14 protein-coding genes are annotated in these 14,262 nt (G+C 69.0%); 7 read left to right on the top strand and 7 right to left on the bottom strand.

All coding sequences use genetic code 11. The features are described 5' to 3' along the window. The 6 genes from FFS49_RS38530 to FFS49_RS38505 form a co-directional block, all read right to left on the bottom strand. Positions 1 to 1,193 (bottom strand): AAA family ATPase (locus FFS49_RS38530; RefSeq protein WP_137951057.1); only part of this gene is annotated, 1,193 nt, incomplete at its 3' end. Between the two features lie 21 nt (positions 1,194 to 1,214). After that, the gene (locus FFS49_RS38525; RefSeq protein ID WP_105816674.1) at positions 1,215 to 1,595 is read right to left on the bottom strand and encodes a CpaD family pilus assembly lipoprotein; all 381 of its coding nucleotides are present in this window, start codon (positions 1,593 to 1,595) and stop codon (positions 1,215 to 1,217) included. 15 nt (positions 1,596 to 1,610) lie between these two features. Next, positions 1,611 to 2,993: a type II and III secretion system protein family protein gene (locus tag FFS49_RS38520; RefSeq protein ID WP_105816675.1), complete on the bottom strand. Its 1,383-nt coding sequence runs from the start codon at positions 2,991 to 2,993 to the stop codon at positions 1,611 to 1,613. Positions 2,994 to 3,047: 54 nt separating this feature from the next. Beyond that, positions 3,048 to 4,076 (bottom strand): Flp pilus assembly protein CpaB, encoded by a 1,029-nt coding sequence (gene cpaB / locus FFS49_RS38515; protein WP_105816676.1) that lies wholly within the window; start codon positions 4,074 to 4,076, stop codon positions 3,048 to 3,050. A 20-nt stretch (positions 4,077 to 4,096) separates the two neighbouring features. Continuing rightward, positions 4,097 to 4,570: a prepilin peptidase gene (locus FFS49_RS38510; RefSeq protein ID WP_105816677.1), complete on the bottom strand. Its 474-nt coding sequence runs from the start codon at positions 4,568 to 4,570 to the stop codon at positions 4,097 to 4,099. Between the two features lie 88 nt (positions 4,571 to 4,658). Next, positions 4,659 to 4,841 carry a Flp family type IVb pilin gene (locus FFS49_RS38505; protein ID WP_041493341.1) on the bottom strand — a complete coding sequence of 61 codons (183 nt, stop codon included), beginning with the start codon at positions 4,839 to 4,841 and terminating at the stop codon, positions 4,659 to 4,661. Positions 4,842 to 5,698: 857 nt separating this feature from the next. Between FFS49_RS38505 and FFS49_RS38500 the strand changes: the two genes are divergently transcribed. The 6 genes from FFS49_RS38500 to FFS49_RS38475 all read left to right on the top strand — a co-directional run bounded on the left by FFS49_RS38500 (position 5,699) and on the right by FFS49_RS38475 (position 11,579). Further along, positions 5,699 to 6,766 (top strand): ABC transporter substrate-binding protein, encoded by a 1,068-nt coding sequence (locus tag FFS49_RS38500; RefSeq protein ID WP_039370172.1) that lies wholly within the window; start codon positions 5,699 to 5,701, stop codon positions 6,764 to 6,766. Between the two features lie 15 nt (positions 6,767 to 6,781). Beyond that, entirely contained in the window at positions 6,782 to 7,624 is an 843-nt protein-coding gene (locus FFS49_RS38495) for an ABC transporter permease (protein WP_105816678.1), read from the top strand. A gap of 39 nt (positions 7,625 to 7,663) precedes the next feature. Next, positions 7,664 to 8,485, top strand: coding sequence for an ABC transporter permease (locus tag FFS49_RS38490; protein WP_105816679.1), 822 nt, complete (start codon positions 7,664 to 7,666; stop codon positions 8,483 to 8,485). Positions 8,486 to 8,525: 40 nt separating this feature from the next. Beyond that, a complete protein-coding gene (locus FFS49_RS38485) occupies positions 8,526 to 9,371 on the top strand; it encodes an ABC transporter ATP-binding protein (RefSeq protein WP_105816680.1) in 846 nt (281 codons plus the stop codon). 148 nt (positions 9,372 to 9,519) lie between these two features. Continuing rightward, positions 9,520 to 10,473, top strand: coding sequence for a TauD/TfdA family dioxygenase (locus FFS49_RS38480; RefSeq protein ID WP_105816681.1), 954 nt, complete (start codon positions 9,520 to 9,522; stop codon positions 10,471 to 10,473). A gap of 158 nt (positions 10,474 to 10,631) precedes the next feature. Further along, the gene (locus FFS49_RS38475) at positions 10,632 to 11,579 is read left to right on the top strand and encodes a TauD/TfdA family dioxygenase (RefSeq protein WP_039370185.1); all 948 of its coding nucleotides are present in this window, start codon (positions 10,632 to 10,634) and stop codon (positions 11,577 to 11,579) included. 98 nt (positions 11,580 to 11,677) lie between these two features. Here the strand turns inward: FFS49_RS38475 and FFS49_RS38470 are convergent, their stop codons facing one another. Continuing rightward, on the bottom strand, positions 11,678 to 13,339 hold the full coding sequence (locus FFS49_RS38470) for an ABC transporter substrate-binding protein (RefSeq protein ID WP_105816682.1): 1,662 nt from the start codon (positions 13,337 to 13,339) through the stop codon (positions 11,678 to 11,680). Between the two features lie 289 nt (positions 13,340 to 13,628). Between FFS49_RS38470 and FFS49_RS38465 the strand changes: the two genes are divergently transcribed. After that, positions 13,629 to 14,036: a DUF427 domain-containing protein gene (locus tag FFS49_RS38465; RefSeq protein WP_071332850.1), complete on the top strand. Its 408-nt coding sequence runs from the start codon at positions 13,629 to 13,631 to the stop codon at positions 14,034 to 14,036. Positions 14,037 to 14,262 lie beyond the last annotated feature (226 nt).

Genomic DNA, 14,262 nt, shown 5'->3' with positions numbered 1-14,262 from the left:
GCATACCACGGCTCGGCGACGACCATCGGCTCGCCGGTGATGCCGTTCGCGAGCTGCCGGATCTGGTCCAGGAAACCGTTCCGCTTCGCGCCTTCGATCGGCTCGCCGAGGTTCTCGGCAACCGCGAGCGCCTGCGGCTCGTGCGGCAGCTCGTGCAGCTTCGCACCGCCGAACGCCTCCTCGAAATCGACCGGCTCGACGCGGCCCGCGACCGGTGCGAGCGGATTGTTCAGCACCATCGACAGCAGCCGCTCGCCGGGCAGCTCCCGCACGAAGCGCACGAGCCGCGCGGCTTCGTACGCGGCGTGCACCGAACGGTCGACCACGACATGGACGAGATCGGACGCCACGAGCGCGTCCTCGAGCAGCTTGCCGGCGCCGCTGCCGACGTCGAACAGCACGTAGTGGAAACGGTCCTTCAGCATGTCGACCAGGCGCGCGACGGCCTGGTCGCCCAGCGGGACGTCGGCGCCGTAGGCCAGCTCGGCGGACAGGACGTGCAACCGGTCGCCCTTCGTCACGAACATGCGCTCGAACAACGCGTCGTCGGGACGCTGCCCCATGTTCAGCAATTCGATCAGCCCGTTGTTGCTGGACAGCCCGAACATCGAGTTCGCACCGCCGCCATGCAGGTTCAGGTCGACGTAGGCCACCCGGCGGCGCTTCTCGCTCGCCAGGAAGCGCGCGAGGCTCACCGTGATCGTGGTCGCGCCGACGCCGCCGCGTGCGCCGACGAAGCTGACGACCTTGCCGGTGCGCGCCTGCACGACCGATTCCGTCGCGGTCAGCGCACGCCGCATCAACTCGACGGTCAGCGGCTTGACGATGTAGTCCTGCACGCCGATGCCGAGCAGGTTGCGAAACAACCCGACGTCGTTCTGCGTGCCGATCGCGATGACGCGCACCGACGGGTCGCACACGTCGGCGAGCCGCATCAGGTCCGACACCGGCAGCACCGAATCCGACACGTCGATGACGAGCTGGCGCGGCGAACGCTCGTACTGCTGCAGCAGCCGGATCGCATCGTCGCAGGTGCCGAGCTGCAGCTGGGTGCGCGTGATCGCCAGCTCCTGCGTGACGCGGCGTATCACGTCCTCGCTGCCCGAATCGGCGACGACCGCGACAAGATCGGCCGTGCCCGCGGACGCGGCACGCCGGGTGTGCTGACGGTCAAGGAGGTTCATGGGCGGCATCGTGATGGCATCCGGGTCCGGTCAATGGCTGGGCGAGCCGGTCGTCAGCGTCTTGCCCGGCGTCGGCTGCTTCACGCGATCCTCGACGTAGCGGCGCACCGCGTCGGCTGCCGTCTGCGCATCCGCGCCGCCGTACGGCACGGGCGCGACGAGATCCTCGGGCCGCGCGAGCATCGCCGCGAGGTTCGAATAGGTCGCGCAGCCGAACGGCACGCCGGGCCGCGCGAACCCCGCATCGACGAGATGCGACGGCTGCATCAGCTTCGCGCAATCGGGCGCCACCGCGTGCGCGCCGTCGAAGCCGATCGACCGCGCGTCGGGCAGGTTGACCGGCGGCGGCGCCGACAGGCAGCCCGCACACACCAGCGGCAGCAGTGCGGCAACGGTCGATCGGGTTCGCATGCGCGCTCCTCCGGTTCAGTAGACGAAGCCCGCGGCGCCGACGAGGCGCGGCGTGTCACCCGACAGCAGGTCGAGCCCGAGGTTGCGCTGCACCGCGAACTCGAGGTCGCTGCTCGGCCGCGCGACGGTGTCGATCGCCTGCTCGAGCTGGCCGGGCGCGGTCGGCTGCACGATGTACGGCGTGACGATCACGACCACCTCGGTCTTGTTGTCCTGGAAGTTCTTCGACGAAAACAGCCGGCCGATGATCGGCAGCCGGCCGAGCCCCGGAATCTGCGACACGGTGTCGGCCGTCTGGCTCTGCAGCAGCCCGCCGATCGCGAAGCTCTGCCCGCTCGACAACTCGACCGTCGTGTCGACGCGCCGCACCGTGAGCCCCGGCACCTTGACGCCGCCGGTCGTCACGCTGTTGTTCGCATCGACCTCGCTCACTTCCGGCCGCACCTTCAGGCTGATCCGGTTGTCGGCGAGCACGGTCGGCGTGAAGTCGAGCGACACGCCGAACGGCTTGAACTCGACCGTGATCGCGCCGGTCGACGAACCGGCCTGCGCGACCGGGATCGGAATCTCGCCGCCCGCGAGGAAGCTCGCGGTCTCGCCGGACATCGCGGTGAGGTTCGGTTCGGCGAGCATCGTGATCAAGCCCTCCTGGTCGAGTGCGTCGAGCACCACGTCGATCGACCAGCGCCCCGCGCGGAATCCGCCGAGCACCGAGTAGGCGCCCGTCGGCGACAGGTTGAACAGGCCGTTCGTCGGATCGAACAGCGTGCGCCCGTTGAACAGCCCGCCGACGAAGTTGCCGGCGGCGCCCAGCGAGCTCCAGTTGATGCCGAGCTGCTGCGTGATGTTGCGGCTCACCTCGGTCACCCGCACGCGCAGGTTCACCTGGATCGGGCGCGACAGCGTGAGCCGGTTCACGATCTTTTCCTTGTCGTGCAGGTACGGCGTGAGCGACTGCATCACGGCGTCCGCGTCGGCCGCGCTCGGCACCTTGCCCGACACCATCAGCGAGCCCGGCGCGCCGGACACCGACAGCTTCAGCTGCGGAAAGCGGCTGTCGAGCACGCCCTGCAGCGACGCCGTGTCGACCTGCACGATCACCGTCTTGCGCAGGATCGGGCGATGGTTCGCGCCGAGCGCGATCAGCGTGGTCGTGCCCGCCTTCTTGCCGAACACGAACACGGTGCGCGGGGACGGCACCTGGATGTCCGCGATGGCGGGATCGGCGACGAACATCGCGGTCGCGGCTTCGGGCAGCGACAGCAGTTCCCCCTTGCCGGTCGCGATCGACAGCGCCGTGCCCGCGTCCGGCGCGCGTGCGACCTGCGCCGACGCGCTCCCGGACGCGACGATGCAGGCCAGGCCCCCGATAGCGATCCAACGAACCATGCGCACCATGCGTGTTCCCGTCAAATGCCGGCCGCCGGGCGGCCGGCCCGAATCGTCAATCCGTCACTGCACCGCCACGGCCGGCGGCGGCGCAGTCGCCTGCGCCGCGACATTGGCGCCGCCCGTCGTCGTGGGCACCGCAGGCATCGCCGGCCAGGCCGGCAACCCGGCCGGCAGCGGCGGCAGGCCCGGCGTGCCGGTGCCGCCGCCACGCGATCCGTCGTCGACCGACGAACCGCGATAGATCACGACCGCGTTGCTCCGCCACGCCGGCCGCGCGCCCGACTCCGGCCCGGCGGACGGTTCGCGTGCGGCCTCGCGGGCCGCGCGCGACACGTCGCCGGCCCACACGGGCTGCGTATCGGGCTCCTGCGTGTCGTCGCCTGCCGGCTGCCGCCTGTCGCTCGTCGCGAAACTGCGCAACGCGAGCGACAGCGAGCCGAGGCGTGTCGCCACCAGCACGACCTGCGCGGTGCGCGGCGCGACCTCGAGCGTGACCGTGCGGGCGCGAGCCGTCGCGTCCGGCGCGCTCGCGGGCGCCTTCGCGCGCTGGAATTCGGAGCCGACCGCGAGCACGCGCGCACGCCGCACCACGGTCTCCGCCTCGAACGTGCCGGGCGACGTCGCAGAGCCGCCGATCTGCTGCGTCAGCAGCACGTCGACGAAGTCGCCCGGCTGGATCAACCCCGCGTTGCCCGACACGTCGTCGACCGGCACCGAGATCGCGCGCATGCCGGGCTGCAGCGCAGCCGCGAGAAAATCCGGCGCACCGGCCGGTATCACGTTCTCGACGCGAATCGGTGCGCCGGCGCCGACGGGGTAGCGCAGCAGCGCGCCTTTCGGGTCCGCGCCGGGCTGCGACTCGACGAACGCGCCAGCCGGCACCTGCGCGCGCGGCATGCGCTTCCATGCGAGATCGTTGTCGCGCAGCAACAGCCCTTCCGGCAGGTCGGCCGCGGCGACCCGCACGCGTGCCTGATCCGTTTCGGCGGGCACCGACGGCGTCGACGCCGCGACGTACAGCTCGCGCAGGATGAACGCACCGATGCCGGCGGCAACGACGAGCACGGCCAGTCTCAGCGGTTTGGGCATGGCGGCGTGCGTCCCCCCGGCTAGGTCAGTGAAACCGTGTGTGGAAACGACGCCCAGACGGCCAGCGTGCCGCCGAGCGCGAGCGCAACGCCGTACGGCACGCCGCGCGCGGCGACCGCGCGAACCGGCGCGGCGCGCCACGGCCGCGACGCCAGCAACGCGATGCCGCACAACGCACCGCCCGCGCCGACGCCTGTCAGCACCGGAATCGCCAGCGCCGGGCCGGCCCACAGGAATACCGCCGCCGCCAGCTTGACGTCGCCCCCGCCGATCCAGCCCGCGTGGCGCATGCCGCCGAACAGCAGCAGCATCGCCGCACCGGTCGCGACATGGCCGGCCAGCGGCGCGAACCCGTCGCGCGCGAGCGCCGCCGCGACGAAATACAGCGCCGCGAATGCGAGCACCGCGCGATTGGACAGGCGCCGGTCGCGCAGATCCTGCGCGGCAAGCGAGGCCAGCAGGACCGTGGCCACCGACTGCACGAGCGTGAGCATGGGAGAGCCGTCCGTCGACACGCACCGGCCGGATACGTTCTACCGCTGCAGATCCCGGTGTTCGTCGGTGGCGCGCGGGTTCAGGGGATCAGATCAGGCTCGTCACCTTGTTGATCAGCGTCGTGAACACGCTCGGCAAGCCGCCGCTGGTGCTGCTGAGGATCACGCCGACCGCCGCGAGCGCGACCACGACGATGCCGGCGAGCACGGCGTATTCGAGCGAGCTGACGCCACGTTCGTCACGCAGCAGGGACTTGACGTATTGCAGCATGGCAACCTCCGTGTAACGGGGCCGGTGACCGACCGTTGAACGCAAAGATGCTCCGTTGCTCCGGTGGTTGCGCAGGACATCCGCCCATTGCGACGCATGCGCGCGCCCCTGGCACGAGGCCGCCCGCATTCCCCCGGAATCCTCTCGATTACTGCAACACGCGGCGTGCAACGACAGCTTCGATCGTTGCGTGCCTGCATCCGTGGTGCGGTCTTCCCGCACGACGCAACCGCGCTGATTCGTCTAGGGTATAGACAATTTTTCAGGCGAATTCAAATTATTAGGCGTCGGATGCATTTATGGATTTCATCCGGCAACGATGAAATCTACGTCGAACATTTCCGGTCATTTTTTCTCGTGCGACAGCCAATGGTTCGCCTGTCTGAACGAGCACGCCGACTGTTGCAGCGCGCGAATTACCGCCCCGTTTTCATTCGATTTATCGGCATGCCAGGCCGATCCGAATGCGTGCGTCGCGCCCCGTCCGGACTGCCGTCCCGGCATGCACGACGGACTCGCATCACCTGCCCGCGGCTACCTGCCCCGTTTTTCCGCACCGATTCGGCGAGTGAATTTCGCGGGAATCCACGTGCATTCATCTTCGTCGCGACTTTCGAATCGGCAATTTCATGATTCTGCTTCCGGGTTAAATCGACTGGATTGGAATCCTGATTGAATGTCACATGCATGTGAATGCCGTTCTCATCCGGATGGAACGAATCGTCGGCGCACCAACCCGGAAAACGACGATAAGCATAGTTCAAATCGTTTCTTGTCCGGCCCCGGCACGTCATCGAGAATGCGCCGACGGGCCAAGGCCCGGCCTCCTCCCCCCAACGTTCCGGACCCATCGATTCATGCTTCCACTGCGCCTGCTTCGCTCGCTGCTGATCGCGTCCCTCATTGCGTTGCCGGCCGCCGCCGCGCACGCCGACAAGCCCGCCACCATCCGCATCGGTGTCGCCCAGCAAGGCGCTGGCGATCCGCCGACGTTCGGCGGGTCGAGTGCGGCCACCGCGCAGTTGCAGCAGCTGGTCGAAAAGGAGTTCGCGGCCGACGGCATCAAGGTGGAGTGGCTGTTCTTCAAGGGCGCGGGGCCGGCCGTCAACGAGGCGATCGCCAACAAGGCGCTCGACTTCGCGTACCAGGGCGACCTGCCCGCCGTGCTCGCACGGGCGAACGGGATCAAGACGCGCCTGCTGCTCGCCGCGAGCGTGCGCTCGGGCGTCAAGATCGCGGTGCCGCCCGACTCCCCCATCCGTTCGATCAAGGACCTGAAGGACCGCCGCGTGTCGATCTTCCGTGGCACGAACCTGCAGCTCGTCGCCGACAACGCGCTCGCGAAGAACGGCCTCAGCGAACGCGACCTGCGCGTGATCAATCTCGACGCCGCGAGCTCGCTCGCCGCGCTCGCGTCGAAGGGCATCGATGCGTCGGTGGGCGACTACCAGCTGTACAAGCTGCGCGACGCGGGGCTCGCGAAGATCATCTACGAATCGCAGAACGACGGCCCTCAGCTCACGCGCCAGACCCACCTGCTCGTGCTCGACGAATTCGAGCGCGCGCATCCGGACATCGTGCAGCGCGTCGTCACCGCACTCGTGAAGGGCGCGCAATGGTCGTCCGACGAAGCGAACCGCGACGCGCTGTTCAAGCTATGGGCGAAAAGCGGCGTGCCGGTGTCGTCGTGGCAGGCCGACTATGCGAACCAGCGGCTGAAGGATCGCCTGTCGCCGCTGATCGATCCGTTCTTCGTCGCGCGCTACAAGTCCGTTGCGCAGGATGCGCTGGCGCTGAAGCTGATCCGTCAGCCGGTCGACGTCGACGGCTGGTTCGAGCCGAAGTATCTCGACAATGCGCTGCGCACGCTGAAGCTCGAAAGCTACTGGCCACGCTACGACGCGGCCGGCAAGCCGCTTTCCTGACCCGGACCTGCCCCGATGAGCGACACCGCGTTTTCCCTTCCGTCATCCGAGCGTGACGCGCTCGCCGCGCCGCCGCACCGTGCGACGGCCGTGAAGCGGTGGTCGTGGCGGCTCGCGCCGTGGCTGCTGCCCGCACTGCTGTTCGCACTATGGAGCGTCGGCAGCGCGCGCGGCTGGATCGCGCCGCAGATCCTGCCGCCGCCCGAGCGCGTGTTCGATTCACTCGAGGATCTCGCGACGAGCGGCGATCTCGTGCGCCACACGTTGATCAGCCTGCAGCGCGTGCTGGTCGGCTTCGCCGCCGGCACGCTGCTCGGCTTCGCGACCGGCGTGGCGCTCGGCCTGTCGCGCACGCTGGAAGCCTACGTGCTGCCGAGCTTCAATGCGATCGTGCAGATTCCGGTGCTCGGCTGGCTGCCGTTCCTGCTGCTGCTCGTCGGCGTCGGCGAGCCGCTCAAGTACCTGCTGATCGCGCATGCGGCGCTCGTCCCCGTCACGCTGAGCACGTTGCAAGGGTTTCGCCAGACGCCACCCGCGCTCGATGAAGTCGCGCGCGTATTCGGCTATACGCGCCGGCAACGCATCGTGCACGTCGTGCTGCCGGCCGCGATCCCGACGCTCGCGACCGGCGTGCGGCTCGCGTTCACGAAGTCGTGGCTCGCGCTCGTCGTCGTCGAGCTCGTCGCATCGTCCGAAGGGCTCGGCTACCTGATCGTGTACGGGCGGCAACTGTTCCAGCTCGATCTCGTGATGGCCGCCGTGATCGTCGTCGGTGCGGTCGGCCTGCTGATCAACCGGCTGCTCGATGCGCTCGAAGCACGCTTGCGCCGCGGCGTGCCGTCCGCGTTCCGCGGTTGATCGGCCGCCGCTGCCCGCGCCACCGAAGGAGTCCCGCCCTTGACGTATCCTGCTGCCGCGCCTGACGCCACCCCGCCTGCCACCACGGCCACCCGCCGCCTGCGCGCGCCCGACTGGCGCGGCTTCGTGCTGCCGCTCGTCGCGTTCGCGCTGTGGTGGGCGATCGCTTCCGCGCACCTCGTGAACAGCGGGCTGCTCGTCGGCCCCGCCGACGTGCTGCGCACCGCCTGGGCGCAGGCCACGAGCGGCGCACTCGGCCGTGCGCTGTCCGCGTCGCTCGCACGTGAAGCGTGCGGCTTCGTGCTCGGCGCGACGGGCGGGCTGCTGCTCGGCGCCGTGCTCGGGCTGTCGCGCGTCGCGGCGCGCATCGTCGGCCCGAGCTTCGACACGTTCAAGCAGATCTCGCTGTTCGCATGGATTCCGCTGATTTCCGTGTGGTTCGGCCTCGGCGACGTCGCCAAGGTCGTGTTCCTGTCGCTCGCCGCGCTGCTGCCCGTTGCCGCGCACACCTGCGACGGCATTCATGCGGTGCCGCGCGCGTATGTCGACGTCGCTCGCGCGCTGCGCTACTCGCGGCTCCAGCTCGTGCGCTACGTGATCCTGCCGGCCGCGCTGCCGTCGATCTTCACCGGGCTGTATCTCGGCCTGATCTATTCGTGGCTCGCGACGCTCGGCGCCGAATACCTGCTGGTCGCCGGCAGCGGGATCGGCAACACGCTGATCGACGGCAGCGAACAGTTCCGGATGGATCTCGTGCTGTTCGGGATCATCGTCGTCGGCGTGACCGGCTGGGCGCTGAACGCGGTCGCGCGCGCGATCGAGCGCAAGGTGCTGGCCCGGCGCGGCGACCTGGCGCGCTGATCGCCTGATTCTTCCTCGTCCCCCTTTTCCTCGCACCGCCATGACGACTCTCGCCTCCGATTCGCTCGACATCCTCCATGTGAGCAAGCACTACGCGCAACGCGGCGCGGCGCTCGCCGTACTCGACGACGTGTCGCTGCACGTGCGCGCCGGTGAATTCGTCACGATCGTCGGCTCGAGCGGTTGCGGCAAGTCGACACTGCTGCGGCTGATCGCCGGGCTCGATACCGATTACGCGGGCGAGATCCGGGCCGGTGCCGAACGCGTGCACGACACGTCGCTGCAGCGCGGGATCGTGTTCCAGGATCACCGGCTGTTCCCGTGGCTCACCGTCGCGCAGAACATCGAGGCCGCGCTGCGCAACGCGCCGCTCGACGCGGCCGCGAAACGGCGCGCGGTTGCCGATCACATCGCGCTCGTCGGGCTGAACGGCTTCGAGCACGCGTATCCGAACCAGCTGTCGGGCGGGATGGCGCAGCGCGTCGCGATCGCGCGCGGCCTCGTGAACCGCCCGCGCGTGCTGCTGCTCGACGAGCCGTTCGGCGCGCTCGACGCGCAGACGCGCGCGCGGATGCAGAACGAACTGCTGCGCATCTGGGAACAGGAGCGCATCACGATGATCCTCGTCACGCACGACGTCGACGAAGCCGTGTATCTCGGCGACCGCGTCGTGACGATGGCGCCGCGCCCGGGCCGTATCGAACGCATCGTCGATGTCGCGTTGCCGCGCCCGCGCCGGCGCGATTCGCCGGCATTCGCGCGATTGCGCGACACCGTGCTCGCCGATTTCGACGATCACGAACCGCTGGGCGACGACCGCCCGGGCGGCCAGCGCATCGACACGCCGCGCCCGCACCGGATCGGCGAATGGCGGCTGGCGTGGTAGCGCGCACGACGCGCCGCATTGCTCAGCATGACGATGCATATCGATCATCGCTGCGCCCACGCTAAGGTTGTGACGATTCATCGGTTCCGATTGCGCGCGGTCCCTGCTTGAATGGAGACTCGACCGATCCGACTCCAGGAGACTCCCGATGTCCGAAGTCCAGCACGCCGCTCACCCGTCTTCGCATGCTTCGCACGCCGCGCCGCGCACGGCCGCCACGCCGCTCCAGCTTCGCCAGGTCGCCGGCCGGATCGGCGCCGAGATCGCCGGCGTGCGGCTGTCGGGCACGCTCGACGACGCGACGTTCGACGCGATCCAGGCCGCGCTGCTGCGCCACAAGGTGCTGTTCTTCCGTGGCCAGCAGCATCTCGACGACACCGCGCAGGAAGCGTTCGCACGCCGCTTCGGCAAGACCGTCGCGCACCCGACCGTGCCGTCCGTCGACGGCAGCGCGCACCTGCTCGAACTCGATTCCGCGCACGGCGCGCGCGCCAATTCGTGGCACACCGACGTGACTTTCGTCGATGCGTACCCGAAGATCTCGATCCTGCGTGCCGTCGTGATTCCGCCGTTCGGCGGCGACACCGTGTGGGCCAACACGGCCGCCGCGTACACCAACCTGCCCGACCCGCTGCGCGCGCTCGCCGACACGCTGTGGGCACTGCATACCAACGCGTACGACTACGCGTCGACGCACGTACACGCCGACGATACGCAACTGAAGCGCTACCGCGAAGTGTTCACGTCGACCGTCTACGAAACCGAGCACCCGGTCGTGCGCGTCCACCCGGAAACCGGCGAACGCACGCTCGTGCTCGGGCATTTCGTGCAGCGGCTCAAGGGGCTGTCGGCGCAGGATTCCGCGCACCTGCTGCAGGTGTTCCATGAACATGTGACGCGTCTCGAGAACACCGTGCGCTGGAGCTGGCAGGAAGGCGACGTGGCGATCTGGGACAACCGCGCAACGCAGCACTATGCGATCAACGACTACGGCGATGCGCGCCGCGTCGTGCGCCGCGCCACCGTGCACGGCGACGTGCCGGTCGGCGTCGACGGCCGCCAGAGCGTCGTGCTGAAGGGGCCGGGGGCGACGCTGCAATAACGCCCGCGTCGCGCGGCGGCGGTGCTCCATGCGCGCCGCCGCGCCTGCCCCGCTTTCCGCTACCGGACACCGACCATGCACTTCCCGCCTCCGGACCGACGCGCACCCGCGCAACGATGTCGGCCCTCCGTCCCCTCCACTTCCGCCAGGAGCGTCACATGAGCGCCCTACTCGAACCCGCCGCCCAGCCGGTCGACGTGATTCCGCTGTCCGCCCATATCGGCGCGGAAATCCGCGGCGTCGACCTCACGCAACCGTTGACCACGCCGCAGATCTCGGCGATCCGCGCCGCGCTGCTGAAATGGCGCGTGATCTTCTTCCGCGAGCAGTTCCTCACGCACGAGCAGCACGTCGCGTTCTCCGCGCAGTTCGGCGAGCCGACGGTCGGCCACCCGGTGTTCGGGCATGTCGACGGGCATCCGGCCGTCTATTCGATCGCGAAGCATCGCAAGGCGACGCGCTTCGAAGGCGAACCGGTGCGCCGCCCGTGGACCGGCTGGCACACCGACGTGACGGCCGCCGTGAACCCGCCGTGGGCGTCGATCCTGCGCGGCGTGACGATCCCGCCGTACGGCGGCGACACGCACTGGACGAACCTCGTGCGGGCGTACGAAACGCTGTCCGCGCCGCTGCGCGGCTTCGTCGACGGCCTGCGCGGCATTCACCGCTTCACGCCGCCGGCCGGTGCGCGCGCCACCGGCGCGTTCGACGAGGCGGTCGAACGCCGGCCGCTCGTCACCGAGCATCCGCTCGTGCGCGTGCATCCGGAGACCGGCGAACGCGCGCTGTACGTGAGCCCGAGCTTCCTGAAATCGGTCGTCGGGCTGACGCCGCGCGAGAGCCAGGCGCTGCTCGAACTGCTGTGGGAACACGTGACGCGGCCGGAATTCACGATCCGCTTCAAGTGGGAACCGCGCAGCATCGCGTTCTGGGACAACCGCGCGACCGCCCACCTCGCGCCGGTCGACATCTTCGATCTCGACTTCGACCGCCAGCTGTATCGCACGACGCTCATCGGCGACGTGCCGGTCGGCCCGGACGGACGGCCGTCGGTCGCGCTCGAAGGCTCGCCGGTCGAGGCCGCGGCAGCGGTCGCGCTCAACTGAACCGACGCGACCTGCCGGCAGCCGGCGCACTGCATCGCGCCGGCTTTTCCCGTCATCACACGGCGCGGACGAAAACACCCGTCCGCGCGACCCGCTCGTCAATCCAGCCAGACTCCGTCGAAGCGATGCCCGCCGAGCGGCGAGAACGTCAGCCCGTGCACGCGCTTGGACACCGGCAGCGACACGATCGACGTCGCGATCGGCGTGAACGGCACCTGGTCCTTGAACACGACCTGCGCCTGCTCGTACAGCGCCGTGCGCTTCGCGACGTCCCCATTGGAGCGCGCCGCGTCCACCAGCTTCTCGAAATCCTGGTTGCACCACTTCGCGAGATTGCTGCCGTGCACCGCGTCGCAACCGAGCAGCGTGCCGAGCCAGTTGTCGGGGTCGCCGTTGTCGCCCGACCAGCCGTACAGGATCGCGTCGTGCTGCCCGTCGTGCTTCGCGCGGCGGTTGTATTCGCCCCATTCATAGCTGACGATCTTCGCGCGCACGCCGATCTTCGCCCAGTCCTGCTGAATCAGCTGCGCCATCAACTGCGCGTTCGGGTTGTACGGGCGCTGCACCGGCATCGCCCACAGCGTCAGGTCGAAGCCGTTCGGAAAACCGGCCTGCGCAAGCAGCGCCTTCGCGGCCGCCGGGTCGCGCGGCGCATCCTTCAGCCGCGGGTTGTACGACCATTGCGCGGGCGGCATCGGGTTCGTCGCGATCTTCGCGTCGCCGTTGAACACGGTCTTCACGATCGCCGACTTGTCGATCGCGATGTCGAGTGCGCGCCGCACGTCGACGCGATCGAGCGGCGCATGCTGCGTGTTGTACGCGACGAAGCCGACGTTGAAGCCCATTCCCGAGAACAACGTCAGCTTCGGGTCGCGCCGCACCGTGTCGAGATCGGCCGGCCGCGGGAACGCCGATATCTGGCACTCGCCGGCCACCAGCTTCTGCAGGCGCGCGGCCGGATCGGGCGTGATCGCGAACACGAGGCGCGAAAGCTTCACGTCGTCCGGTTTCCAGTAGTCGGGATTCGCGTCGTAGCGGATCAGCGCGTCCTTCTGGTACGTGCGCAGCAGGAACGGCCCCGTGCCGACCGGGAACTGGTTGATGTCGGCCTCGCGATGGCGCGCCGCGAGCTGCGACGCATACTCGGCCGACAGGATCGACGCGAACGCCATCGCGAGATTGCGCACGAACACCACGTCGGGCGTCTTCAGCGCGAAGCGCACCGTGTAGTCGTCGACCTTGTCGATGCGCTCGATGTTGCGGTCGAAGCCGAGGTCGCTGAAATACGGGAAGCTGACCGGATAGGCCTTGCGGAACGGATCGTCGGGATCGAGCATCCGGTGGAACGTGAAGACGACGTCGTCGGCCTGGAACGGCCGCGTCGGCTTGAACCACGCGGTGGTCTGGAATTTCACGTCGCGCCGCAGGTGGAACGTGACCGTGCGCTGGTCGGGCGACACGTCCCAACTCGTCGCGAGCGCCGGCTCGAGATCGAGCGTGCCGCGCTTGAACTGCACGAGCCCGTTGTAGACCGGGTACGTGCTCGCATCGAAATCGGTGCTCGTCGTATGCTGGCCCGGATCGAAGCCGGCCGGGCTGCCTTCGGTGCAAAACACGAGCGTCTTGCCGGACGGCGCGGCGAGCGCCTGCGTGGCCGCGCCGGCGAGCAGCAGCGACGCCGCGATGCAGCGCAGGGCGGCGGCGACATGGGGTGTGCCGCGCGCACGGCGCGCAGCTGACGAAACGAAAGCATTCTTCATGGTGACGGAGACAGGAAAGAGCTGTCATGCAAATGACGACGGCCGATCTTCGCGCGCCTCCCGGCGATCGCTTACCAATTAATTTCGCGTTGCTTATCGTCGTGGATGCAACCCGCTGCCCGTGCATGGAAACGTCCACGCGAGCGCCGGGCGGCCGTCTCGCGCCGCCGTCTTCCGGCCCCCTGCAGACTTGCCCGAAATGGCGCATCGTATCGGCTGGCCAACGCCGGCACGGGCGCGCCGGGATTCGCCCGGCGCCGCCGCGTCGCCGATTCCAGGAGGACACACGATGCCTGTCAGCTCCGATACGTCTGCTCGCCCGGTGAAGACGCCGGGCCCCGATCACCCGATCACGGTCGAACTGCACCCGCGGCGCGTCGTGGTCAAGGCGGCCGGCCGGGTCGTCGCGGATACGCGCCGCGCGCTGGCGCTGCGCGAAGCCGCCTACCCGGCGGTGTTCTACATCCCGCGCGAGGACGCCGACCTGACACTGCTGCAACGCACCAATCACGCGACGTACTGTCCGTACAAGGGCGACGCCGCCTACTACTCGATTCCGGTCGGCGGCGAGCGCGCGGTCAATGCCGTCTGGACCTACGAGGCGCCGTATCCGGCCGTCGATGCGATCCGCGGGCACCTCGCGTTCTATCCGGATCGCGTCGATTCGATCGAGGAAATCCCGGCCGGCTCCGATTGAGGGTCGCGGCAGTCGTGCGTCGAATGCCGGGCGGCTGTGCGTGTGCGTGTGCGTGTGCGTGTGCGTGTGCGTGTGCGTGTGCGTGTGCGTGTGCGTGTGCGTGTGCGTGTGCGGATTCGCCGGCGCGGCGCGCCGCGCCGGCGGGTTCCCGTGCCGATCACCGGCCCGAACGAGGCCGCCTGGCCCGCCGCTGATTTGCATATGCGGATTCGTTGGTTGGCCGCCG

This window comes from Burkholderia sp. 4NA327C6, assembly GCF_005502655.1.
Lineage (GTDB): Bacteria > Pseudomonadota > Gammaproteobacteria > Burkholderiales > Burkholderiaceae > Burkholderia > Burkholderia contaminans.
This window is presented reverse-complemented; position numbering and strand designations above follow the sequence as displayed.

Coding starts and splice junctions, on each gene's coding strand:
- FFS49_RS38525 (WP_105816674.1), bottom strand. CDS start 1,595: ATGCGAACCCGATCGACCGTTGCCGCACTGCTGCCGCTGGTGTGTGCG.
- FFS49_RS38520 (WP_105816675.1), bottom strand. CDS start 2,993: ATGGTGCGCATGGTTCGTTGGATCGCTATCGGGGGCCTGGCCTGCATC.
- cpaB (WP_105816676.1), bottom strand. CDS start 4,076: ATGCCCAAACCGCTGAGACTGGCCGTGCTCGTCGTTGCCGCCGGCATC.
- FFS49_RS38510 (WP_105816677.1), bottom strand. CDS start 4,570: ATGCTCACGCTCGTGCAGTCGGTGGCCACGGTCCTGCTGGCCTCGCTT.
- FFS49_RS38505 (WP_041493341.1), bottom strand. CDS start 4,841: ATGCTGCAATACGTCAAGTCCCTGCTGCGTGACGAACGTGGCGTCAGC.
- FFS49_RS38500 (WP_039370172.1), top strand. CDS start 5,699: ATGCTTCCACTGCGCCTGCTTCGCTCGCTGCTGATCGCGTCCCTCATT.
- FFS49_RS38495 (WP_105816678.1), top strand. CDS start 6,782: ATGAGCGACACCGCGTTTTCCCTTCCGTCATCCGAGCGTGACGCGCTC.
- FFS49_RS38485 (WP_105816680.1), top strand. CDS start 8,526: ATGACGACTCTCGCCTCCGATTCGCTCGACATCCTCCATGTGAGCAAG.
- FFS49_RS38480 (WP_105816681.1), top strand. CDS start 9,520: ATGTCCGAAGTCCAGCACGCCGCTCACCCGTCTTCGCATGCTTCGCAC.
- FFS49_RS38475 (WP_039370185.1), top strand. CDS start 10,632: ATGAGCGCCCTACTCGAACCCGCCGCCCAGCCGGTCGACGTGATTCCG.
- FFS49_RS38470 (WP_105816682.1), bottom strand. CDS start 13,339: ATGAAGAATGCTTTCGTTTCGTCAGCTGCGCGCCGTGCGCGCGGCACA.
- FFS49_RS38465 (WP_071332850.1), top strand. CDS start 13,629: ATGCCTGTCAGCTCCGATACGTCTGCTCGCCCGGTGAAGACGCCGGGC.